This window comes from Arenibacter algicola (assembly GCF_018860365.1).
GTDB lineage: Bacteria > Bacteroidota > Bacteroidia > Flavobacteriales > Flavobacteriaceae > Arenibacter > Arenibacter algicola_B.
In genome coordinates this window covers 660,899-684,141 of the sequence record NZ_JAHKPO010000014.1, presented here as the reverse complement: position 1 = coordinate 684,141, position 23,243 = coordinate 660,899, and the positions used below count along the sequence as shown (strand labels likewise).

Annotated in this window: 20 protein-coding genes and 1 pseudogene; 8 read left to right on the top strand and 13 right to left on the bottom strand. The window is 36.8% G+C overall.

What is annotated here, in order from left to right; translation table 11 throughout:
- Positions 1-58: 58 nt before the first annotated feature.
- The 3 genes from KO529_RS14300 to KO529_RS14290 form a co-directional block, all read right to left on the bottom strand.
- Positions 59-1,168, bottom strand: coding sequence for a PAS domain-containing protein (locus tag KO529_RS14300; protein WP_215948536.1), 1,110 nt, complete (start codon positions 1,166-1,168; stop codon positions 59-61).
- Entirely contained in the window at positions 1,165-1,908 is a 744-nt protein-coding gene (locus KO529_RS14295; RefSeq protein ID WP_215948535.1) for a PAS domain-containing protein, read from the bottom strand. The genes KO529_RS14300 and KO529_RS14295 overlap by 4 nt, the downstream gene beginning before the upstream one ends.
- Before the next feature lie 86 nt (positions 1,909-1,994).
- Positions 1,995-2,306, bottom strand: coding sequence for a Ku protein (locus tag KO529_RS14290; protein ID WP_252734405.1), 312 nt, complete (start codon positions 2,304-2,306; stop codon positions 1,995-1,997).
- 216 nt (positions 2,307-2,522) lie between these two features.
- Here KO529_RS14290 and KO529_RS14285 point away from each other — a divergent pair.
- A pseudogene (locus KO529_RS14285) lies at positions 2,523-2,729 on the top strand (type IV secretory system conjugative DNA transfer family protein); the annotation flags it as partial.
- 424 nt (positions 2,730-3,153) lie between these two features.
- On the opposite strand, the gene dnaE reads toward KO529_RS14285, so the two are convergent.
- The 3 genes from dnaE to KO529_RS14270 are packed head-to-tail and all read right to left on the bottom strand — an operon-like array spanning position 3,154 to position 7,703.
- Positions 3,154-6,198, bottom strand: a complete 3,045-nt coding sequence (gene dnaE, locus KO529_RS14280; RefSeq protein ID WP_215948584.1) for a DNA polymerase III subunit alpha — start codon at positions 6,196-6,198, stop codon at positions 3,154-3,156.
- A 2-nt stretch (positions 6,199-6,200) separates the two neighbouring features.
- A complete protein-coding gene (locus KO529_RS14275; RefSeq protein ID WP_215948534.1) occupies positions 6,201-7,358 on the bottom strand; it encodes a DNA polymerase Y family protein in 1,158 nt (385 codons plus the stop codon).
- A gap of 6 nt (positions 7,359-7,364) precedes the next feature.
- Positions 7,365-7,703 carry a hypothetical protein gene (locus tag KO529_RS14270; RefSeq protein WP_215948533.1) on the bottom strand — a complete coding sequence of 113 codons (339 nt, stop codon included), beginning with the start codon at positions 7,701-7,703 and terminating at the stop codon, positions 7,365-7,367.
- Positions 7,704-7,745: 42 nt separating this feature from the next.
- On the opposite strand from KO529_RS14270, the gene KO529_RS14265 reads away from it, so the two are divergent.
- The 6 genes from KO529_RS14265 to KO529_RS14245 all read left to right on the top strand — a co-directional run bounded on the left by KO529_RS14265 (position 7,746) and on the right by KO529_RS14245 (position 14,150).
- On the top strand, positions 7,746-9,128 hold the full coding sequence (locus tag KO529_RS14265; protein ID WP_215948532.1) for an exonuclease domain-containing protein: 1,383 nt from the start codon (positions 7,746-7,748) through the stop codon (positions 9,126-9,128).
- A gap of 147 nt (positions 9,129-9,275) precedes the next feature.
- Positions 9,276-11,333 carry an ATP-dependent helicase gene (locus KO529_RS14260; RefSeq protein WP_215948531.1) on the top strand — a complete coding sequence of 686 codons (2,058 nt, stop codon included), beginning with the start codon at positions 9,276-9,278 and terminating at the stop codon, positions 11,331-11,333.
- 117 nt (positions 11,334-11,450) lie between these two features.
- A complete protein-coding gene (locus KO529_RS23680; RefSeq protein ID WP_354667782.1) occupies positions 11,451-11,642 on the top strand; it encodes a helix-turn-helix domain-containing protein in 192 nt (63 codons plus the stop codon).
- 31 nt (positions 11,643-11,673) lie between these two features.
- On the top strand, positions 11,674-12,072 hold the full coding sequence (locus KO529_RS14255) for a hypothetical protein (RefSeq protein ID WP_215948530.1): 399 nt from the start codon (positions 11,674-11,676) through the stop codon (positions 12,070-12,072).
- Positions 12,073-12,129: 57 nt separating this feature from the next.
- Positions 12,130-13,259 (top strand): IS3 family transposase gene (locus KO529_RS14250; RefSeq protein WP_215948529.1). Its coding sequence is split into 2 segments (ribosomal slippage): positions 12,130-12,391 and positions 12,391-13,259, totalling 1,131 coding nucleotides; the frame shifts between segments, so codons are not numbered across the junction.
- Between the two features lie 243 nt (positions 13,260-13,502).
- Complete coding sequence (locus KO529_RS14245) at positions 13,503-14,150, top strand: hypothetical protein (protein ID WP_354667781.1); 648 nt, start codon at positions 13,503-13,505, stop codon at positions 14,148-14,150.
- 8 nt (positions 14,151-14,158) lie between these two features.
- On the opposite strand, the gene KO529_RS14240 is transcribed toward KO529_RS14245, so the two are convergent.
- The 7 genes from KO529_RS14240 to sbnA all read right to left on the bottom strand — a co-directional run bounded on the left by KO529_RS14240 (position 14,159) and on the right by sbnA (position 22,234).
- A complete protein-coding gene (locus tag KO529_RS14240; RefSeq protein WP_215948528.1) occupies positions 14,159-15,682 on the bottom strand; it encodes a GH3 family domain-containing protein in 1,524 nt (507 codons plus the stop codon).
- Between the two features lie 226 nt (positions 15,683-15,908).
- Positions 15,909-16,358, bottom strand: coding sequence for a ferritin-like domain-containing protein (locus tag KO529_RS14235; protein WP_215948527.1), 450 nt, complete (start codon positions 16,356-16,358; stop codon positions 15,909-15,911).
- 542 nt (positions 16,359-16,900) lie between these two features.
- On the bottom strand, positions 16,901-17,302 hold the full coding sequence (locus tag KO529_RS14230) for a VOC family protein (RefSeq protein WP_215948526.1): 402 nt from the start codon (positions 17,300-17,302) through the stop codon (positions 16,901-16,903).
- A gap of 332 nt (positions 17,303-17,634) precedes the next feature.
- Positions 17,635-17,886, bottom strand: coding sequence for a SemiSWEET family sugar transporter (locus KO529_RS14225; RefSeq protein WP_215948525.1), 252 nt, complete (start codon positions 17,884-17,886; stop codon positions 17,635-17,637).
- A gap of 55 nt (positions 17,887-17,941) precedes the next feature.
- Complete coding sequence (locus tag KO529_RS14220) at positions 17,942-19,396, bottom strand: Y4yA family PLP-dependent enzyme (RefSeq protein WP_215948524.1); 1,455 nt, start codon at positions 19,394-19,396, stop codon at positions 17,942-17,944.
- A gap of 2 nt (positions 19,397-19,398) precedes the next feature.
- A complete protein-coding gene (locus KO529_RS14215) occupies positions 19,399-21,222 on the bottom strand; it encodes an FAD/NAD(P)-binding protein (protein WP_215948523.1) in 1,824 nt (607 codons plus the stop codon).
- Entirely contained in the window at positions 21,209-22,234 is a 1,026-nt protein-coding gene (gene sbnA, locus KO529_RS14210; RefSeq protein ID WP_215948522.1) for a 2,3-diaminopropionate biosynthesis protein SbnA, read from the bottom strand. Before sbnA ends, KO529_RS14215 begins: the two co-directional genes overlap by 14 nt.
- Before the next feature lie 431 nt (positions 22,235-22,665).
- Here sbnA and KO529_RS14205 point away from each other — a divergent pair, with 431 nt between their 5' ends.
- Positions 22,666-23,202: a hypothetical protein gene (locus tag KO529_RS14205; RefSeq protein ID WP_215948521.1), complete on the top strand. Its 537-nt coding sequence runs from the start codon at positions 22,666-22,668 to the stop codon at positions 23,200-23,202.
- Positions 23,203-23,243: the final 41 nt, after the last annotated feature.

Below are 23,243 nucleotides of genomic sequence, written 5' to 3'. Positions count from 1 at the left end.
CGGTCCCAGTTGGCCCGTCCTTTATATTTTGCACATATCGGACAAAAAGCATTCTACTCTATTCATTTGAAATTACCGATTGGGATTTGGATACAATTTCCTGTATAATATCGTCCAGTTCAATTGCAGAGGTATATATATGATCGAGCATTGGTTTTTTTTCATTCTCATCGAGCAAACCTTCGCGGAACAAATCCACCACACCCATCAATCGTGCTAATGGGGCTCTAACGACATGTGATTGCGTCCAAGCTATTTCCCTTAGTTTGTCATTTTGTTTTTGAATGGCAAATTCACTGTGTTGTTTATCACTAATATCCCTAATGTACAATGACAAGTTGTTTTCCGAGGGATAGGCACTGACCTCCAACCATTTATTGAAACTTGAGAAATAATCCTGAAAGTAGATCGTATTTCCAGAATATATCGATTTATAGTATTTCAGAAATGCTTTGGAATCGATGTGGTTTTCCATTACGTTCCACAAGTTCTTGCCCATTATATCATCCTTTTCTACCATCAATACTTTCTCTGCGACGCTGTTCCAATACGTAACCGTCCAATTATGGTCCACAGAAATAAAGGCATCACCAATGCTTTCGAGGATATTGTTCTTTTCTTCATTGGTTTTTTCAATTTGCAATTGGGTCGACTTCAAATCTGTGATGTCCTGAACGGTGCCCTCAAGTTTTGTATAATTACCGTCGGGTCCATTAATCGGTTGCCCCACATGCTGTATCCATTTTATGGAGTTGTCGGGCAGTGTAATCCTATAGACAACCTCATACTTCCTTTTTTGTAAAATGGCCTTATCATTTTCACTTGTCAGCACATCCTTGTCTTCAGGATGGATGGTGTCCTTAAAAGTTTCAAAACTAAAGTTAAAAGTTTCTGGATTTCTTCCCCAAATTTTATAGAACTCATCTGAACAAACAAAGGATAAATCAATCGGATCAACACTCCAATAGCCCAGTTTCGCAATTGTAGTTGCACTCTTGAGCTTAAGTTCCGATTGTTTAAGGTTGTTTAAATATGCTTCCCTGTCGGTCACGTCATTACAGGTGACTAGAATACATTTAATTTGATCCAAAACCAAGTGCTGTCCAACAATTTCCATTTTTACCAATTCCCCGTCTTTCTTTTTATGGGTGTATATTCCGGATTTCATGGTCCCTGTCTGAAATTGAAAGTCTTTGACGCCTGCACCAATTTATCTATCTCTTCATTTGGCCTTAGATCTTTTGCTGACATTGTCAGCAACTCTTCTCTAGTATAGCCGTAGAACTGCATCATGGCATCGTTGACATCTACAATTTTGAAACTGTTCGGTTCTAGAATGTATTTGGGGAAAGGACTCGTATTAAAAAGTAGGCGGTGTTTTTCTTCCGAAGCTTTAATTTCCTTATTAATCAGTACCCTTTCAGTTATATCACGGGCATTAATCACAATACCTTGAATCATAGGATCGCCATACAGATCTACCATCAATATCTCTATCCACCTCCAGGAACCGTTTTTGCACCGAAATCTAAATGGCTTGGAAACGAAAGGTTTATTATTGATGAATTTTGAAAAATGATTTGCTGCTTTTCCATTATCCGATTCATGGACAAAACTAAAAATATTTTGGCCGATCAACTCCTCGGATGAATATCCCAGAGCCTTTTCCAATGCCTTATTTACATAAATATAGTTTCCATCAATATCTACTATGGTCAACCAATTATAGCCGGCTTGTAATACCGAAGTATAACCTGGATTTATCAGGTCGATCTGTTCCCAAACCTTCTTTTGGGTGGTAATATCCTGGATTTCCCCATCCAATTCGGTTAATACAGCTTTATCATTTATTCTTGATTCACTTATTTTGATATTCAGGAAAACAATTTCCCCAGATTTATGGACCATTCTACACTCCAATTCTTCCTCCAATAAATTGTTGTTGGGCCAATTCCCAAACCTCTCGATAAATTTTTCCTGATCAAAATAATACACTAACTATCTGCAACCTCCGTTTCTTCCACAAATTCTTCTATATCGATGGTCTTACTTTTTTGGATATTTGCGTTTTCAAAATCTTCCTTTTCTAAAATGACATATGCATCATTCTTTTTAAAACCTTTAACAATATTTTTCCACTCTACTTCTTCACCCGTAATTTCGTTCACACGTTTATATCTTATTCGTGCATTATCATTTTTGTCGAGCATATCTAAATCTAGTGCCCGACTTTCTGATGCCGAATACATTTTTATAGGAATCGAGACAAGCCCAAAACTTACAGAACCATTCCAAACTGATTTCATATTTTTTAGATTATAAATTTGTCGGGTTAATACCCATTATACATCCAAAAATTACAGATTATCCAATATAAGCAAGGATGCAAAAACTTTTTTTAATATCTCATTTGGAAAAAATCTAAGAAAGTGTGATTCCTTTAGAACACTATTTTCCCATTTAAAGTGATATCATTTGATATGATCATTCATAGGGTGAATCCCATAACACCTCGATATATGGAGAATCCGAAAATTAGAGCGGATGTGTTTTTTCTATTGGAACAAGGCGAATTTATTACCTATGCAGATGGAAAGGACAAAAAGGTGCAATTTAAATTACAGGCCATTCACCGGGGTCTTCCTAAACCTACCAAAGAATTTTCTAAGTCTGATCTAGAAACTAATTTCGAGAGAATCTATAGAGAAGCTAGACCTATATTTGAGTAAGATTGCTTAATTATATTATTTGAACCATATAAATTGAGGTTCATAAAGAGTATCTAAGGGTTAGAGTATGATTCCCTCTTAAGTGATAAGGATTACAGATCGGCTATAGACATATTTCCTCCTTGATGCTTGGAATCGGGCCAATTGACTTTGGCGAATATGAATTTGTATGCATTTGGCCTATTCAAGGGAAGTAATTCGTTATTTGCTAGACACAAACATTTAAAACAAATTTTCTAACATAAAAGTCAAAAGTTTTGGAATAAGGGAAAGATTACTTTGCCCTAAAAGCAAAAAAAATTACTCCGCAACCTAAATTTAGAGAAAAGAATTCTCAAGTTCCGATTACTCAAGTTGACTTTCTGGAGTTTAATAAGCTGGGCAACTTGTTCTAAATTACTCAACATTTCACCCAGCTATGTAATTATGTCATTCTGGAACGTGGCAAACTTATTTCCTGTGGATATGGGGCTCGGTGCGTAATACTCCTATCTTCTTTTAGTCTCTCATGTACTTTATAATCTCTATCACTACCGTTCTCGTATCGAGGGTCTGGAACAAAGGGCATTTTTTCCATCTTGGATATTACTACGGTAGGAAAATGGAAATCGACCTCTACAGTGCCAAGCAGTAGATAGCAGCCCCCACCTTTAAATGGATAATTTTTTAAAGTGGTCGCGAAATGGGCGGTATCGAAGTAATCCCCATTACTGTCTATCCAGGTCCCGAAATACATGTTGCCATTCATGGTGGGCACTTGCTTTGTAGATACCAGATAGGCCAACATGCGTACCGTTTTTTTATAATTATCAAGCAGTTGGTTGTTCATTACATCCCCGCGATACTTTGTTTTTAAGAGCTCAAAAGGAGAGAGCGATACCGAAAATCCGAGTATCTCTATTTCATCGAATGCATCCTCGAAAATATTGCGCTCCATAACCGGAAATGTATATTCTTGTATTGGCTCCTCTATGAGTAGCATAGGTGACTTCGAAACCTCCCCAGATTCCAACATTTTGGCAATAATTATAAGGTCGCTTTTCGGTTTACCGGTAAACCGAAAAGCACCAACAAATATCAAAGTTTGTAAGGTCTCACCGCCGATGGCTGTTCGCGATAGGAAATTTTCCAAGGAAGTAAAGCCGCCATTCGCCTTTCTTTCCTCAACCAACTGGACTGTTAATTTTTCATCCATAGATTTTATAAGACCGAATCCAAGATAGATATCCTCGCCCTTCAGACAAGTCTGTAGTTCGCTATTGTTCACACAAGGTACATGCACGGTACCACCAGAACGCTTTGCTTCATGGACATAAATTTCCGTACGGTAAAAACCACCACCATTATTTATGGCACAGACCATAAATTCAATTCCGTAGTAGGTTTTAAGGTAGAGGCTTTGATAACTTTCTACCGCATATGACGCGGAATGTGCCTTGCAAAAGGAGTACCCCGCAAAGCTTTCGATTTGCCTAAAAACTTCCAAACTTAATTGTTCGTCATGGCCACGTTTTTTACAGGATTCAAAGAACTTATATTTTAAACTTTCAATCTCTTTTTTAGAGCGCGATTTACCACTTATGGCTCTTCGTAAAATATCTCCGTAGGTTGGTTCAAGACCCCCATAATGAAGGGCGATTTTTATTACATCCTCCTGATATACCATTATTCCATAAGTATCGCCTAAAAACTCTTCAAATACTTCATGGAAATACTCAAAGCAATTGGGGTTATTGTGGCGAAAAATATACTCTTTCATCATACCACTTTTCGCTACCCCTGGGCGAATAATGCTAGAAGCTGCCACCAAGGTCTGATAATCATTACATTTTAATCTTCTAAGAAGCCCACGCATAGCTGGGCTTTCTATATAAAAACAACCTAAGGTGTTTCCATTTTGTAGGTTGCTATTGCATTGGATATCGACCTTAAAGGAATTGACCTGTTCAATAGCAATGCTGATACCCTTGTTCTCTTTAACCAGTTCTACTGTATCGGCTATAGTTCCCAATCCTCGTTGGCTTAGAATATCGAACTTCTCGAACCCGATATCTTCGGCAATGTGCATATCAAATTGAACGATTGGAAAGCCCTTCGGCTTTATCTCTAAGGCAGAGAAATTAGTTATCGGTTCTTCAGATATTATTACACCACAAGCATGCATACTTCTTTGATTTGGAAATCCCAAAAGCATAGCACCAAGAGTGGCCACACGATCAACGACCGAATCCGTTCCGCCAGATTGCAAACCCTTGTTGGACAACTGGTCCAGCTCTGTTTTTTGCAGACCATAGACTTTGCCCAATTCACGCATTATAGAACGATGTTTAAATTCTACAATTGTCCCACAGAATGCTACGTGGCCCGGAGAGAATCTCTTGAATATATAATCAAGGATTTCATCCCGTTCTTGCCAAGACCAATCTATATCAAAATCGGGAGGGCTTTTTCTATTTTCGTTTAAAAAACGCTCAAAATATAAATCAAGTTCAATGGGGCAGATATCCGTAATTCCAAGGGCATAGCTTACAATACTATTCGCACCGCTTCCTCGTCCAACATGCATAAATCCTCTACTTTGACTATATCTTATAATATCCCATGTAATCAAAAAGTATCCTGTAAAGTTAAGTTCGCCTATAACCTTAAGCTCCTTTTTCATCCGGACTTTAGCATCCTCGTTCTTTGCGCCATAACGCCTTACAATTCCATCCTCGGCCAACTGACCCAACAGTAACATATCCCCGGACTTACTGCCTGTGTACAGTTTTTTATTTCTAGGTACCGTAAAGTCGAATGTGAAATTACAGCGTTCGGCCAACTTCTCCGCATTGCGGATAATACCAGAATATCTAGAAAACTGATCCTCTAGAGTATGCGTAGTATCCATAACCTCCGAAGGATGGCAATGGGCATCCTTCGGTAACTGTGATAACAAAATGTTATGGTCGATACATCTCAGCGTTTTATGAAGCTTGAATTCGTCATCGCTACGAATGGTCACGGATTGAAACGCTACAGTTTTTCTTAGTAATTTTTGATATATCGGTTTAATCAATTGGGTGGTTTCAAATCCATTGACACCAAGAAATTCATTCTTTTCCAAACTTACTGGAGCATTGGATAGCGGATAAATTATAAATGCATTTTTAAATTTCGGGGCTATATTGGGAAGCGGCTTATCGCTGAGATTATAATTTGTCAAGAATTCACAAAGTTCGGCGATTCCCTTTGTGTTCTTTGCAAGGCCGGTATAAAGCTTTTCATCATTATTGCGAAATTCGATACCCACTATGGGTTTAATTTTTTTTGCATCGCACATCCGAATAAAGTCGTAAATACCAGTTACCGTATTGATATCGGTCAGCCCCAAGGTAACCACACCCATTTTTGCTGCTAGGTCTACTAGTTCCTCCAATGGGATTGTGCCGTACCTTAGACTATGGTATGAATGGCAGTTAAGAAACATTTTCATTTGGTCCGGTAATTTTGAAAGGCTGAAGAAGTTCCTACTGCATTCATGCCATATTTGTTCCGTATGGAATCCAATGCATGATATAACGATAGTATTTCACTAGTATCCTCAAACAAGTTGATTTGATGGGATCCCGATACGATATCAGAAAAGCGTACACCGACCTTTACAAGGCGCATTCTTCTATGATATAATTTAAAAAATAATAGCTGTACTTCTTTTTTTAGAATATGGTCCAAGGAAGTGTAGCCTATTTTTGACTGTTTGGTTTCCGTATCAAGGTTGTTATATTTGACCTTGACAATTACCTTTGCGGTCACTAGGTTATCCTGTCTTAGCTTAAAAGCTAATTGTTCCACCATGGCCATTAGTTGAGATTTTATAACTTGGATATCTATACAATCCATGTCAAAATCGTGTTCCTGATAGACCGCTCTCTTTTCTGAATAAGGTTTTACCGGTTCACTATCAATACCGTTTGCATGCTGCCAAATTAAATTGCCCCTTTTTCCCAGCATTTTCTGTAGAACCATCGGTGGCATTTCAGAGACTTTACCTATTTGTCGTATTCCTATTCTTGATAATAATTGGAAAGTAGTGTCACCAATATTGGGCAATCTTTGAATCGGTAATGGATTCAAGAAATTCTGCACTTCTCCCTGCTTTAAAAGTCTTGGCATTTTGGGAGTGGTGCCGACCACTCCAATTTTTGAAACTGTTTTATTGACCGACAACGCCCAGGAAGGGTCAAGGCCAGACATTTTTGAAATCTGTACCGAGAGTTCCTTTGTCCAATCATAACAGCCAAAAAAACGGTCCATTCCGGTAATATCCAAATAGAAGGAATGAATCGATGATTTCTCGACCACCGGGGCATGTTCCTTTATTATTTCGGTAAGCTCCTTTGATTTATTGGTGTATGAGCCATAATCCCCTTTAAGTATGGTCGCATTGGGACATAACCTTTGCGCATAAGCAGTAGGCATCGAAACCCGAACACCAAACCTTGACGCTTCTATAGAGCAGGCGGCAACCGTCCCTCTATTCGTACCACCCCCGATGATAAGGGGCATTCCCTTCAGGGATGAATTTGCCAAACGTTCGCATGCAATGTAATAATCATGCATATCCATATGTACTATCGCTCTTTCCATAGTCAATTATCCATAATCTTCAATTACATATTTGGCTTCCTTAAGCTCCAATTGACCTATTAACCTTTGTTCTGCTTCGTAATAGAATCCCTCTGTTAGCATAGCTTCATATTTGGCCAACCGCTGTGTTATAGTGGTTTTTGACCCATATAATTCAATGCGGCACATCACGGTCTTATCCATTGCATAATAAGCCTCTACTATAACTTGCTCATAATGGTAGTCCGCCATTCTATAGTCAAGTAAAACCTTAATTTCTTCTTCTAAATGTATCAGATTTGGATAGTCCATTTGCTCTATTTTAATAATTATTGGAAAATGTCCAAAATTATGGATTATTTCCATTGATTATAGTATTTTTACGGCACGAAATAAAATTTTAACAAAATGGACTATGTAGTCGTCGATATCGAGACAGCTGGAAAGGGCATTCGAAATAATCGTATTACTGAAATTTGCATCGTTCGTATGAACGAGAACACAATATTGGATAAGTTTACATCATTGGTAAATCCCCAAGTTCGAATTCCCAACTTCATTACAGGTCTGACAGGAATAGATGATGATATGGTACGAACTGCCCCACTCTTCGAAGAGATAGCTGCAAAAATCATAGAAATTACTGAGGATGCCGTGTTCGTTGCGCATAATGTAACCTTTGATTATTCGGTGCTACGCTCTGAATTTCGATACCTAGGTTATAACTACAGTCGCCAAAGACTCTGTACCGTACGACTCGCGAAAAAATTAATGCCGGGAATGTTATCGTATAGCCTGGGACGCCTCTGTTCGACCTTGGGAATTCCACTCGTCAACCGACATAGGGCCGAAGGCGATACTGATGCTACCGTCATATTATTTCAGCGTCTGATGAGCCTAGATGACGGGGGTATCGTGTTCGATTCTTATTTAAATTCAAGAAAGACCACCTTGGCTCCGAATATCGATAGGGAGATTTTAGAGGGCCTTCCGCAGCGTCCTGGTGTCTATTATTTTAAGAACAGACATGATAAGATTATATACGTAGGTAAGGCCATCCGAATCAGGGAAAGGGTGCTCAGTCATTTCTATGATAAAAAAAATAAGGAATACGACCTTTGTCAAGCGACCGCAACCATAGACTTTCTAGAAACTGGAAATGAACTTATCGCATTGCTTCTGGAAGCGGATGAGATTCAGAACCATTATCCGATGTTCAACGTTACTCAAAAGAAACTAAGGGCACCCTATTGTATAATACATTACATAAACAGAAAAGGTATCATCCAATTTGCAATCGATAGAAAAACCGCAGCTGATTTGGGAGCCGTTACATTTTACAGGCGTGAGGAGGCTGTTGCCAGATTAAGGCAAATCTGTGAGGAATTTACCCTATGTCCGCGGTTTACTGCGCTACAAAGCAGTAAGGAGGGTTGCTCCCATTATGAAATCAAAGATTGCCACAAGGTCTGCGAGGGAAAAGAGTCCGTGGCAATTTATAACATTCGAGCCAAACGGGCTATTTCCGAGCTTCATAAGAACAGGGATAATTATGCCATTATCTGTAAAGGCCGTACGCAGGAAGAACATAGTTTTGTCTTGGTCAAGGACAGCATATATCAAGGATACGGCTTTTTCGACAGAGATCAGGGCATTGAAGGTCTTGATGATTTGGAGACGTTCTTAACAGCTAGAAAAAACACGTATCATACCATGCGTATCATTAGCAGTTATTTGAATGCCAACCCTAAATCCATTAAATTAGTGGTGCCACAGGAGTTTGTCCACTGATGGTCTTTCTCTTGAATTTAATGTTATACTTATCCTCGCTGCGTTAAAACAATTTTTTATAAGAGCATCTTGTGTAATCAAATAATTTTAAGTTTGAAGAGCTCCCCAGTATTCGATGATTAACGGTAATTTTAATTTAGTACTACTATGAACATTCCAGATACACTTAACGATGGGCAAAGAAAAGCGGTCGAATTCGATGGCGGACATCTGCTGGTACTAGCTGGTGCTGGAACAGGAAAAACAAAAACTATAATTGCGCGGGCAGCATATCTTATACAATCAGGAATAGACCCATCGAAAATACAGATACTCACATTCACCAAAAAGGCTGCGAACGAAATTGTCGAAAGGGTCAAAGCAACATTACCGCAATCCGATGGAAACTCTCTAGGCGGTGCTACTTTTCATTCTTGGTGCAACCAATTGATCGTGCGCTTTCCGAATTTATTCGGCGCAGCAGCGTTTACAGTTATAGACCCAGATGATCAGCTTAGTATTATGAAAATGGTATGTGGAAACCAGAATCTCGATTTCGGAAAACTTCGAATAAAACCGCAACAACTTATCGATTTATATTCCTTGGCCCGAAATACAAAAAAAAGTTTAACGGAAAGTTTGCGGATTAAACTCTTTAAGAATAAGAAGGACGCCGACACCGACTTTGAGATCTCCACAATAAAACCACATGTCGAAAATATTTTAAGGGCATATCAATTTAAAAAAAGGGAACAACGATATCTGGATTATGATGACCTGCTGTTGGTTGTTTCCACACAGTTGCGAACTAACCCTGAAGCGCGAACCATTCTAGCACAACATTTGGATTATCTACTAGTGGATGAAATGCAGGATACCAATCCGTTACAATGGGAGCTGTTGGACCCGTTTGTCAGCATTTGTAAGTTATTTTGTGTTGGTGATGATGCGCAATCTATTTATTCTTTTCGTGGAGCCGATTTTAAGAACGTACATCTTTTCAAGGAAAGGGTCCCGGATTCCGAGGTCTACAAATTGGAAAAAAACTATCGCTCTACTCAGGAGATTTTAGATATATCCAATTGGTTATTGGAAAAGTCTCCGATAAACTATGATAAGAAATTACAATCGATTCGCGGTTCTGGAGAGTTGCCACGGCTTGTAAATGTTAGTGACGAATGGCAAGAGGCCAATTGGGTTGCAGACGAGATATTAAATAATTTCACACATCAGGACCGCACATTCTCTGACCATTTGGTATTGGCCCGGTCTCAATATTACTCCAAATCACTTCAGGCCGTTTTCATTCGAAGGAAGATTCCATATGTCACCTATGGTGGGCGTAAGTTCATGCAGGCCGCGCATATCAAAGATTTGGTCTCTCTGCTACGAATTGTAAATAATCCATATGACGAAATTGCATGGATGCGGTTTTTGACCTTTCAAGAGGGAGTCGGGGAAGTTCGGGCATCGCGAATACTTCAACAGGTCATAGAAAATGTTGAAAAGGATGATATTCCGAATATTCTTCAAAATGCCATGCCAGGAGTGGATGGTAGCAAAATAGCCAAGCTTTACGAATCGATAAAATCCAAAAGCGATGTAGGTGAAATGGTAGATACCGCATATGAAGCAATGTCGTTAGGTCTGGCATTTCGATATAGGCGTGATTGGAACGAAAAAAGGAGAGGGGATTTTCCAGTTCTTAAATTACTGGCAAAAAGTTATCCGACCCTTGGCGAGTTTATTGGAGAAGGTCTTCTAGATAATTCTGAAAATATGAACGGTATGAATGTTCTTAGTGAGTCTAAGCTAATTACTGCAGAGAACAAAGACCATGTTATTATATCAACTATCCATTCAGCCAAAGGCTTGGAGGCGGATGTCTGTATTGTGTTAAACGTATCCCCAAAAGCATTTCCATCAGCATGGTCATTGGATAATCTTGCTGAAATCGAAGAAGATAGACGCGTTCTATATGTTGCCATGACACGTGCAAAGAACAGATTGATTCTAACCCGAAATACAGCCTCAATTTCTGCGGTGCACCAGCGGGCAATACCGATCATTAAGGATTCCAAGACCGACGATGCCGATACGTATTTCCTTAATGACCTTCCTGATAACTTAGTGGAACAATTAGTTGTTGAACACAAATTTGGAAAGGTCAGTGATGCCGCTTCACCAAATAAGATTGACTTGTCCTCTGGGATGGATTTTAGCTAAATTCAATATCCTTGTTCCGCGAGAACTGTAAAATAAAAATCTTCACGAGTTAACTATATCATACTTATTATAAGAAGAATATAAGTGCTATTAGTACAACAGGGGTAAACGAAAAAAATGACATCCACAGATTTCTCAAGAAAAATAAAGTCCATAAATATGATAATTTGTGAACAGTATTTCAAGGACGGAAAACTTTCAGTGAAAGAAATATGCGAACGTGTTGAGATTTCAAGGGCAACATATTACAAGGGTTTAAGATATAGAGTACATAAAGTAAAATTGTGGCTCTATCAAACAAGAGAATAATTTTATATAAGCTAAATAACCAAAAGTAAAAATGAAGCTAACATATACAATAATATTCCTAATCTGTATATCTAATTGCCTAGAGGCTTTAGGTCAGGGTGAAGATGGAGATGAAAGAATTTTTTTTAATTCTATCGTTTTTCTCAAAGATTCAGTAGTAAAGAAGGAAAACAATTATGAAATATACATTAAAGAAATCTCATCTGGGAAGATAAAACCTTTTAAATATGCCGTGACAGGGTCAGGATTTTTTGTAAGTAAGGACCTCGACACCTATCTAGTAACGGCTAATCATGTGGCCAATCAAATTTCCTTAGAAGGAGAAATTTACTTTCAAAATATAAATAATGAAAAAAGAACTCTTAAATTAGAAAAGCTGGCCGATAAAAATTCTAGTTGGATTTCACATCCAATCGCAGATGTATTGTAAGCTTCCCTTAAAACCGAACTGTTTAAAAGTAGAATAATAATCTTAATTTTAAACAGTATGAGAAAGAGCAAATTTTCACCCACGCAGATTGCAAAGATTTTAAAGGAGTTCGATAATGGTAAGAGTGTGGACCAGATCAGTCGTGAGCATGGCGTCAGTTCCGCTGCTTTTTACAAGTGGCGCTCTAAATATGCAGGCATGAATTCCAAGGAACTCAAACGACTTAAAGAGCTTGAGGAGGAGAACCGTAAACTCAAACAGATGTATGCGACCTTGGCACTGGATCATCAGATGGCAAAAGAGATCATTGAAAAAAAGCTCTAAAGCCTTGCCGTAAAAGGACGATGACCAAGGAGCTTATTCATTACGGCATCAGTAGGGCGTGCCGTGTATTGAATATGAGTAAGAGCGTTTACTATTACAAACCTTTGCCAAAAGACGATACCGAGATAGAAGAGGCATTACAACAAAAAGCGAAGGAACACTCAGAGGAAGGCTTTTGGAAGTCTTATGACCGTTTACGCAATGAAGGCAGACCATGGAACCATAAACGTGTCCATCGTGTGTACAAGGCCCTTGGACTGCCTTTGAGAAGAAAGATAAAGAAACGCTTACCTGCAAGGATAAAGGAACCCTTGGAGGTCCCCGATGAACTAAACCATACCTGGAGCATGGATTTTGTAACCGATGTTTTGGAGAACAAGAGACGCTTCAGATCATTTAACGTCATCGATGATTTTAAACGGGAAATACTTCATATAGAAGTTGATTTTTCTTTGCCCAGCAACCGCATTGTCTGGGTATTGAACCATCTTATCAATAAAAGAGGAAAACCAAAGAAGATCCGAATGGATAATGGACCGGAGTTCATAGCCCATTTAACGAACGATTGGAGCCAGATGCATAAAATTGAATTCAAATATATCCAGCCGGGCAAGCCGACCCAAAATGCTTTTGTTGAAAGATTCAATGGTAGTTATCGGCGCGGGGTCCTCAATAAATATATATTTGAGGATATCGACCAGGTAAGGGAGCAAACACAGATCTGGATGAACGATTACAATCATCACAGGCCCCACGATGCCCTAGGTAAAATACCACCAGTAAAATATGCGAAACTTAATTCTTTTGGGACTAGTCCCAAAAGAATTAAAAACAATAACTTTAATGAAGTTTTAGAAAACTAAACAGTTCTAATTAGGGGGAGCTTACATAAATAACTATAATAAGATCTATTCAATTCCCATTATCTTTAAATGAAAAACTCTTTTAATCAGTCCAAACTACATTCTTAATACTAACAACATTCGACATCAAAGCAATTCTTTGAATTGTCGTCCTGGTACAAAGGTTTATCAGGGGAAAGTATCTTTGATAATCATTCGAAATTTAGCAATCTACTAAGACATATGTACTTTAAAATAACTAAAGTGAGATTTAATCCCCAAAAACAAATTTTTACCAAAAACTTAGTTTTGAGTATTAAGTTGTTATTTCCGTTATTAATCATGAATTCTTTATTTACCACTGCTCAGCACGTTATCCCCGAATCAATTAGCAACCAGGCGAATATCGCTCTATCCCACTTCACTGAACTTAATGAAACAAGTATTACTTTTAAATTTAAGCATAATATAAAAAAATCCACTATGTTGGCTCAGCCAAACTTTTGGAGCTTTTTTAAGTCCAGGAAAAAGCGTCAATATAAGATTTTAATTAGTGAAAAAATATTGATTTCAGGCAAGGAGTATCTTACCAGCGATATCCCGAATGATGTTATGATAGGTTGGTTAGGTCACGAATTGGGACATGTGATTGACTATAGCAACAGAAGTAGCCTGAATCTATTATGGTTTGCAATAAAATATTTGTTTTCCGATAAATATTTAATGAAAGTTGAACGCGCAGCCGATACCCACGCCGTAAATCATGGAATGGAAGGTTATATTCTAAGTACTAAGAACTTTATCCTTAACAATTCCGAAATAGATGAAATTTATAAAGCTAGAATTAAAAAATATTATTTATCTCCTGAAGAAATTATGAAACTTGTTAATGATAGGGATTTAATGAACTAATTATAAAATCAAATGGCACGTTGGACAAAATTCTCCCATTCCGCAAATTTATTTTCTCCCATGACACGTTCCATTTTGACTTGACCACCTTTTTTCTTGTTAAGTCCGTTCCATTCGTAGAATATATTTGGAGTTATTGTTTTGACCTTGATGCCTTTCAAAGCTTTGGACCTAGCTACCCGATAATTCTTATTGGTACCCTGTAAAAATCTATCTAATTCTTCCGCAATTTCCACTTCATTGCACTCATTCTCAGTACCCAAATACCAAATATGATGGAAATCTCCATTTATACGTTTCGCACAAATGGTATACTCTGGTATCCTCATTGAAAATTTATCTTCTAAATGTTGTGCTGCATCATCCATTTTATTCACGGAAAGCTGCGATCCTACGGTGTTTAGAAAAAATTTGGTTCTTCCCGTAATTCTAATTTCCGCTTTCTCCAAATTAGTAAATTCAATAGTATCACCAATTATATATCGCCAAGCACCAGCCACTGTACTAATTATAAGGACATAATCTTGACCCAATTCAACATTATCTAACGTAATTGATGGAGCATCAATAGTTAAAGACCCATCTTCATTAATATATTTAGGTTTAAAAGGTACAAACTCAAAGTAAATTCCACCATCGGTAACCAATTGCATAGCATCCGTATCAGGTCTCGATTGAAAGGCGATAAAACCTTCCGAGGCCAAATAGGTGTCAATTACTGTAATGTCTTTACCCAATAAGTCATTAAAACTCTTTTTATAGGGACCAAAAGCAACCCCTCCAGAGGTATAAACTTGTAGATTGGGCCAGATTGCGTGAATATTATCCAGTTTATGGTAGTCAATTACTGCCTGTAGCATCAGTTCTACCCAAGAGGGTATTCCGCTTATAGCACCAACGTCCCAATTAGGAGCTTCTTCTGCTATTTTTAGCACTTTATTTTCCCAGCCGTCTATTTTAGAAATTTCTTCTCCTGGCTTATAATAGCCTCTGAACCACACAGGAATACTTTTTGCACTAATTCCGCTTATTTCGCCTTCCTCATATTCGTCCAGTTTTCGTAACTGGGTCGAACTTCCCAACATTAAAATATCCTTTTCAAAAAATTCAGCTGGAAGACTAAAATTAGTAAGAGCATATATTTGTTTAATCCCGGTATCCTGAATGCAATTAATCATTTCATTGGTTATAGGAATACGTTTGCTTTTTGTTCCTGTAGTCCCAGAACTAACAGCAAAGTAATCCGGACTGCCGGGCCAGGTCACATCTGTATGTCCGGAATGTAATTTTTGCCACCATTCACCATTCATTTTATTATAATCAAAAAAAGGAATCCGGTCGGCAAAAGCACGGGGTGTATTTTCTGAGACCAAGATTTTTTCAAAGTCGTAATGTTTCCCGAATGCCGTATTTTTCGCCTTGTCCAAGATATCCGTCAATACATTTCGTTGTTCTGATACTGGGTTTCTTGTAGTCACCAGTACATCTCTTAGTTCTAAAAACCCCTTTATAACATTTCCAACTATAGCCATTACATGTTAATATAAATTTTAATGTGCTCATTTGAATAGTAAATGAGTTTCAATAAAAATATAGCATTTATTCCTTTGTGTCAGCATAGTGATAATTTAAGGTCATCAATTATGAGTCTTTATAAATTGGAACAAAAATCGCCATTAAAATAAGTAATAATTTCACTTGTTCTAATAATGAATAAGGCCCCAATGGGCCCTTATTCATTATTAAATAGGCCAAAAATCACCTAAGGTCTTCCAATGTTTTTATTCGATGTAGATCTTCTTTAAGCCGATCTCGCTGTCTTCTTATTACAGCAGCCGCTTCAGATGGTAGTCGAACATCAACTAAAACTTCATTGTATTCATCAATAGCCGCGTTATCTCCTCTAATAGCTTCTTCCAACATAGCCTCTTCATCATCACCGGAAAAGAAGGCCTTAATATCCATCCATGTTCTATGTAATGCCCCTAAGGTACTACCATCTATTTCATCCCTAGTATTTAAAGCTGGAGCAACGGATTTCAATTCTTCCAAAAATATACGTCGCTCACGAGCCTTATTTCGAAAATAGGATTGCAATCCTAATTCAGTGGTATTCTCTACAGCCTTTTCGTAACCTTTGACTGAATCTTCGTTTTTCCGAATAATATCATTTAAACGGTCCTCAATATTTCTTATATTATCGTTCATATATAATAATTTTATGCGGTAACAGTTAATGCCTACCGTTTGACATATTGATAAAACTACAATGCATCGTTCGTGTAGCTTAATTCAAATCATATAAATATGAACTCTAATAATTGTGGATCGGCCACATTGAATTATATGGTTTATAATTCAGTAGGGGAGGTCTATCCGTTTCGATGAACTTCTATTCGCACTGGAAGAAAGTATTAAAAAATAAAATTTAAAAGATGATACAATAACTATTCCCATGAACGATTCACCATGTTTTCTAACCGTATATCTTTTTCCAATTCTATTTTTACCATAGAATTTAATTGATATTAGATTATTATTGTTTTTTATAAGTATCGCAGATAAAACTACTTTTTGCTTTTTCTTCTTGTTTAAATATAACGATAAGTGAGATATGCCAGTTGTGCCCCAACAGCCATTAATTTCAATTTCCTACTTTTAATTAAAGTAGATGCCAGTCCTAATATGTTTAAAGTTTTCATATATATTTATTATTGATGATTATGAATATCAATTAAACTACCCTTAGTTCAAATATCACAGTTAATCATCCAATTGATTCCATATCTATCGGTAAAGCGAGCAAAAAGCGCTTTCCATTCTCTTTCGCGCAACTCATGGTGAATTCTGCCACCGGAAGATAATTTTTTATAAAGTTTTTCTGCTTTTTCTTTTTGGTCCAGATCAATGCTCAAATGTATTTTACTACCATCTGTCAAAGGAGTATCCGGTGTCGCATCATAGGCCATTATATGCACTCCATTTCCCTTCAGTTCAGCATGTTGAAGTTTACCTCTGTAGGAAGAAGGGACATCTAATTCCTTATCTGCATAAGTTTGTCTATTCTTAATTTCTGCATTGAAACAATCCGCGTAAAAATTGAGGGCCTCCTGACAATTGCCCCCAAAAGCCAAGTAAGCTTGTACAGTCATATCTTTTATTATTTAGTTTACATTAAAAATACTATAGGAAAACCGTTCAAATTGATCGTAAAAGAATTGTTCTTAGTTCTAAAGCAAAAGGGGTTACTTTATTTTACTTTACTCAACAAATCACATTTGTGTCTTGGATTACTTAAAAATGTAAGCATTGAATTGAAAGCATTACGCTCTTAAAATTCCTGTAACCATCCAAAAACTTATAGCATGTTTATCTTTTCATCCACAGATATCCAATCTATAATTAGTAAAGGTTTATAGAATGGAATCCAATAACTACTTATATAATATATTTGAATATTTCTAACGTACAATTGGACTTATAATCACTTGTAAAATTTAAAATAAAAAAGAATCATAATACCATTCAAGATAGAGGATAACCCATTGGTTATAATTATTGGCCAATCCATTTTAATTGTTCCGTAAATTGTCCATAGGATAACACCGGTTAGTATGGTTACAAACATCCATAACGATATATCACCCACACTTTTGGTTCGGTATGCCTTAATTATTTGTGGCAGCGCACCTATGGTTGTAAAAAAACCCGCAAAAATTCCGATAGTATCAACCATTTATTATATTATTTAAGGATTGTTCGGACACATTATTGCATGAAATTGACAATCATTAATTTTGAATCAAATCGTCTACTAAAATTTCAGGAGGTTTATTATCTTTAGTATCCAGAATATATAGGTTTGTGGACAGCTCAAAAAGGTGTGCTTCGGTTTCATAAAAATGCATCATGTAACCGCCTGTATTAATAAATACTACAAAATCACCGATTTCAGGTAATTTTGGAAAAGTTAGTTTTCTTTTCAATATTACGTCCTGCTCCAAACAATATGCGCCAGTCAGATAAAGTTCTACAGCATTACCGTCATTTACCGGTTTCTGATATATTACAAATGGATCTAATAAAAAATCAGCACTTGAGCTTTTAAGCTGACTCATGTTCATTTCCAATCCAACAAGCCAAGTCCCATTGGCATCTTTCTTTCTATGCGCAACTTTCGCTATAGTCATGCCAACTTCTTGCAATAATGCTCGTCCAGGTTCAATTCTTAATTGGATTTTTCTGTCATTAACCAGTTCATAAACAGACGGACCCGAATTTTTCTTATAAGTCAATATTTTCTCAAGAAATTGCGATCCATTTATTTCATTGTAATAGGGATATGTGTTCAATTCTCCAACTACAGAATTTTCATTATCAGCCTTTCTTAAACCCAAACCGTTGTTCATAAAAGTTATTGGAGAACTTCTTTCCAGCACCGCCATCTGTAACCCTTCCTTAAAATTTTCCCATTCCTCTTTGGAATCCAGGTAATTTATCAATATACCGCCCCCTATATCCAGAAAAGTAATTTTGCAGCCAGAATTGTTTAATTCGTCCAATAGTTCCAAAGTTTGCAATATCGCTTCAGCACGTTGTACAATGGAATAGCCGTCTAAATGAAAATGGAAGCCCTGTAAATAAATATTATGGAATTCAGATATTTGTGAAAACCATATCTTTAAATGCTCAATATCTTTATCGATATCGAATCCAAATCTACTGTATAATTTTTTACCATCAACCTTAAAGCCGCTCAATCGTATTCCTATACTTGCAATTACATTTAGATCCTTTGCTATTTTTTGGGTCAATCTTAGCTCATCATGGTTGTCAATAATTATTAATACATTGTTTTCTATGGCATATTTCAACATAGTGGTTGTTTTAACTGCTGCGGTTAAAACCAAATCGTCTGAGCTTGCTCCAAGATCTATGGCCTCTTCAAGTTCATTATAGCTGGCGGTATCAACACCTATTTTAAAATCAATCGCCGCTCTAACCAAACTTTTTGATTTATTGGCCTTCCTGGCAAAGTAAATCTTAGAATCGATATTATATGTTTTAAAGACTTGATTTAAATTATCGATATTTTTTCTAAAAGAAGGTATGTGGTGAAGATTTATTGGGGATCCATATTGCTTTGTCAACTCTTCCAAAAGTTGTACCTCTGCCATAATATCCTTCATCCAATCACTGGTGATAGGCGTCAAAGGGTATTTGCCTTTAGATTTTGAATAGGTCATATTTATCTTAGCGTTTTTATATTACTATTTAATCCGATGTTAGAGTAACTCCTTGCTGTTCGCAAAGCCCAATCGGAAGCAAAATTATTTTTTGTTCGAGAGAGAGAATCATTATCATAGGTTATGCCTTCCGTCAAAGTTCCATATAAAGTAATATCAGGGTTGATATTTCCCTTAGAATCGATCAACCTTCCACTTCTATCTACCTCAGGACAACCTGTATTGTAGCTTTCCTTTCCAGGGACAATAAACTCCCTTAACAGTTCATTATTTTGTAAGCCAATGAGCAATTCAGACCAATTATCTCTGGACGTATTCGTTGGAATCCGCGCATCTACAAGCACTTCGGCATTAACAGGACCTCTATTGGCAACTTTTAATGTCCATTTGTAATTTTTTCGTTTAACAACTGGATTTTTAGAATAATCCAAGTTTAAAATTCCATTCTCTAATAAGGCCAATATCTTTTTCATATTCGTCAAGGGTGGACCATAGGATATGCGATTGAGCTGGGAACGATAATTTAGATCAAAAAAACGATGGGATTCTGCAGTCATTCCTCCAAAATTATATATTTCACTAAACTGTTCACTAATATTTCCCCAGGTCATTACCGCGGCCATGAATGGACTTTTCTCTGAACCCAATTCCGCTTCAGACATCACATATCTCAAATAGGCCAATGGCCCAAGATTATCTGTAGGATTTTGGAAGTCGACAGGTTTGAAGATATTCTCGAAATTAAATGTCTGTTCATTAGGGTAGTCTTTATGGAATTTCAGGATTTGGCATCTAAATCTATCTACATTGTCATCGGGGTCAAGGTTCAATCCTTTTTTATGAAAAGCTACCTTGTAGAAGTTGTATTCAGCCTCCAAAATATAAAGTGGCAAGATATTCTTTAAAAAACTTGGTTTTTCCCCATTTACTATCCGCCCGTATATGGATCTTAGAGTAAAAAATACGGGTAGATAAGGCTTTTTTCCTTCTCTGGTTGAGCGTGGGATCATCGGAAGTCCACTACGGCAAAAACCATATATTTTACCAGGTTCCCTTTTCGAAGGCTCATAAATATAGGACTCATCATCCTTTTTTATAAAACGTCCTCCTCGACCTTCTGTCAATGCCAAAAGAGCGTCAATAAAAGTTAATCCCATACCTTTGATTGCTACTTGGGTATTGCTTTGTATTACAGACAATTTGGAATCAACAGGATAAATAAATGGGATAAATGATTTCCGTGTTACACTAGTGCTTTCGGGCTTTTCTTTTTCTTGAAGTTGTCCCTTCCAACTACAATGACCAGTGGAAATTAATATATTATTTACTGTAAGGAATTGATCCTTTGCATCTAATTCGTCTAGATATCCCAACTCGTATACACCTGCTTTCTTGATTATACTGACAACAGAACTACGATGTTTAACAATACGATAGGAACTAATACCTGCTCTGTACAATTTTTCGAAACACTCCATTAAATAATATCCCACCATCGATCTTGAAGCAAAATGATCGTTTAAATTTGAATCTTTGTTATAAGTTCCTTTTGCTATCCAATCAGCGAACGATAGTCTATTATCGACCACAGGCTTTAGTATTTCCGATGGCCATACATTGATATTGCGGTTAGGATAGTTCATCAGTAAATAACTGGGTTGAACCGGGTCATAAATCTCTCCGGCCCCGAAATTTCCTGATTTTTCAAATAAATGCACTTCAATGTTTTTATCAATTTCCAATTTGCCAAGTTGTGCTAAAAGACGCTCGAAAGCGTAAAGACCTTTTGGCCCTAAACCCACAATAGCAATTCTATAAGCTTTCATGTTCGATAAATTGATTATAATTTTTTAACACTCTTCCATTTTGAAATTCCGAGGAGATTTGGTCAGAAATAAAATTTTCCCTTATCCATTTAGGGTTGTAGACCGTATCAAGGTAACGTTCACCCTTATCTGGAAATAAAAGCACCGACACTGAATTTTCAGGCAATTTGTACTGATATCTTAAATAAGCAGATACTACTCCACCAGATGAACCTCCAGCAAGAATAGCTTCCTCCTTCAATAATTTCATACAACCTTTAATGCAATCGATATCCGCAACATGCATAACGTCATACACTCTATCAGGGATAAGAAACTGAGAAGGCATGCCTGCGCCATGACCGGGAATTTTTCTCAATTTGCTAGGCCCACCAAATAAAACACTACCAATGGCATCGACTGCCACTAATTTTGTATCAAGTTTATGTTTCTTGATATAATCTGAACATCCCATCAGACTTCCGCACGTACTTGTAGCAATAAAAATATAATCTACCTGTTTATTGAGTTGCTGCATAATCTCCTCCATAGTTTGGTGGTACGCTTTTGGATTGTTTGGGTTGCGGTACTGGTTTGACCACACACTATTGGGCACGGAATAAAGCAATTCCTTTACTTTATTTAATCGTGCCCCCAAAAAACCACCCTCCGAATTTGGCTGGTGAACGACAATTATTTCTGCTCCGTACACTTCCAATAGTTTTTTGGTGTGGGGATTAAGGTTTGGATCGACAACTACTTTTAAATTTAATCCGTGAAATAAACAAGCTTGAGCAAGGCCAACTGCCATATTACCAGAACTAGATTCGATGACTGTCCCCCCTTTTTGTAATTTACCTTCTCGCATTAATTCATAGACAATTCGACTGGCCGATCTATCCTTCATACTACCGGCGGGATTAAAGCCCTCCATTTTAGCATAAACCAATTTGCTGTCTTCAAACATTCTATTCAAGCGGATAAGTGGAGTATTACCAATTGAATCCATAATATGAGATGCTATCCTATTCATAGTAGTTATGTTAAAGTTTTAATAAATCTCCGGGCGCATTTAGCCTTGAGTTAAATTTCGAGTAAGATAAATCTTCATTACCTCTAATATTAACTTGATGTCCATAATTATTGATTCGAAAGATAATCTTGTGTAAAAGCAGAATATAGGTGATATACATTTTACATTTTTCCGCTGCATTAAGTTGTCACTATAAAGGTATTTCACTGTATCTGTCTATTCATTTAGATACATAAGATTATATCAGTTTCCTATTTAGCAAATAGCACTGAATTCTTAATAATGACAAATGAGATAATTTAATTGCTTTATCGGGGTACATTAGGAGTTTTTAATTAACTATTTTGCTGACCAATACCCCCGAATATGTTCTGAATACTTAGTTAAGTTTTATCAATTTAAATTAACCATAATCCAGAAATACCTTAGAGATGGAAATGAATAAATATACTAGACGAGCTTTTATTGGTGGTTTAATATGCATGATAGTAATTGCACTGAGCACCTTTCTTTTAGGTAAGTTAAGTGGGTACGAAGCCAAAATCCTTATTAAAAGCTCTTTGGATGGAATTAACACATTATGTAATACGATTGCTTTGGCATCAGCAACAATTTTAGCTCTTTTATTAACTTTATTAGGACTTAGTTCCACCACTAAATCAGAATTAAAAAAAGACTATTATCATGAGGTACTAATAATAGCCAAACTCGATACAACTATTTTTATCGCTGCGGTAATAACATTTCTTATATTCAACTTACCAATTACAGAATCGAGTAATGTGCCAAATAATTGGTTCAGCACACTTTATTATATTTCATTAGGCATTTCAAGTCTATTGAGTGCTGGACTTATTGTAGTTGTACTTTTACTATATAATACAGTAGTTAATATTATAAAAATAGTCGGTTTAGGCAGAAAAGATCATCCACTAGTTCGTGATGAAAGTAACAAGATAGAAAATTGAGTCAATGTCAAATTCTATATTCCAAACAACCCAATTAATTC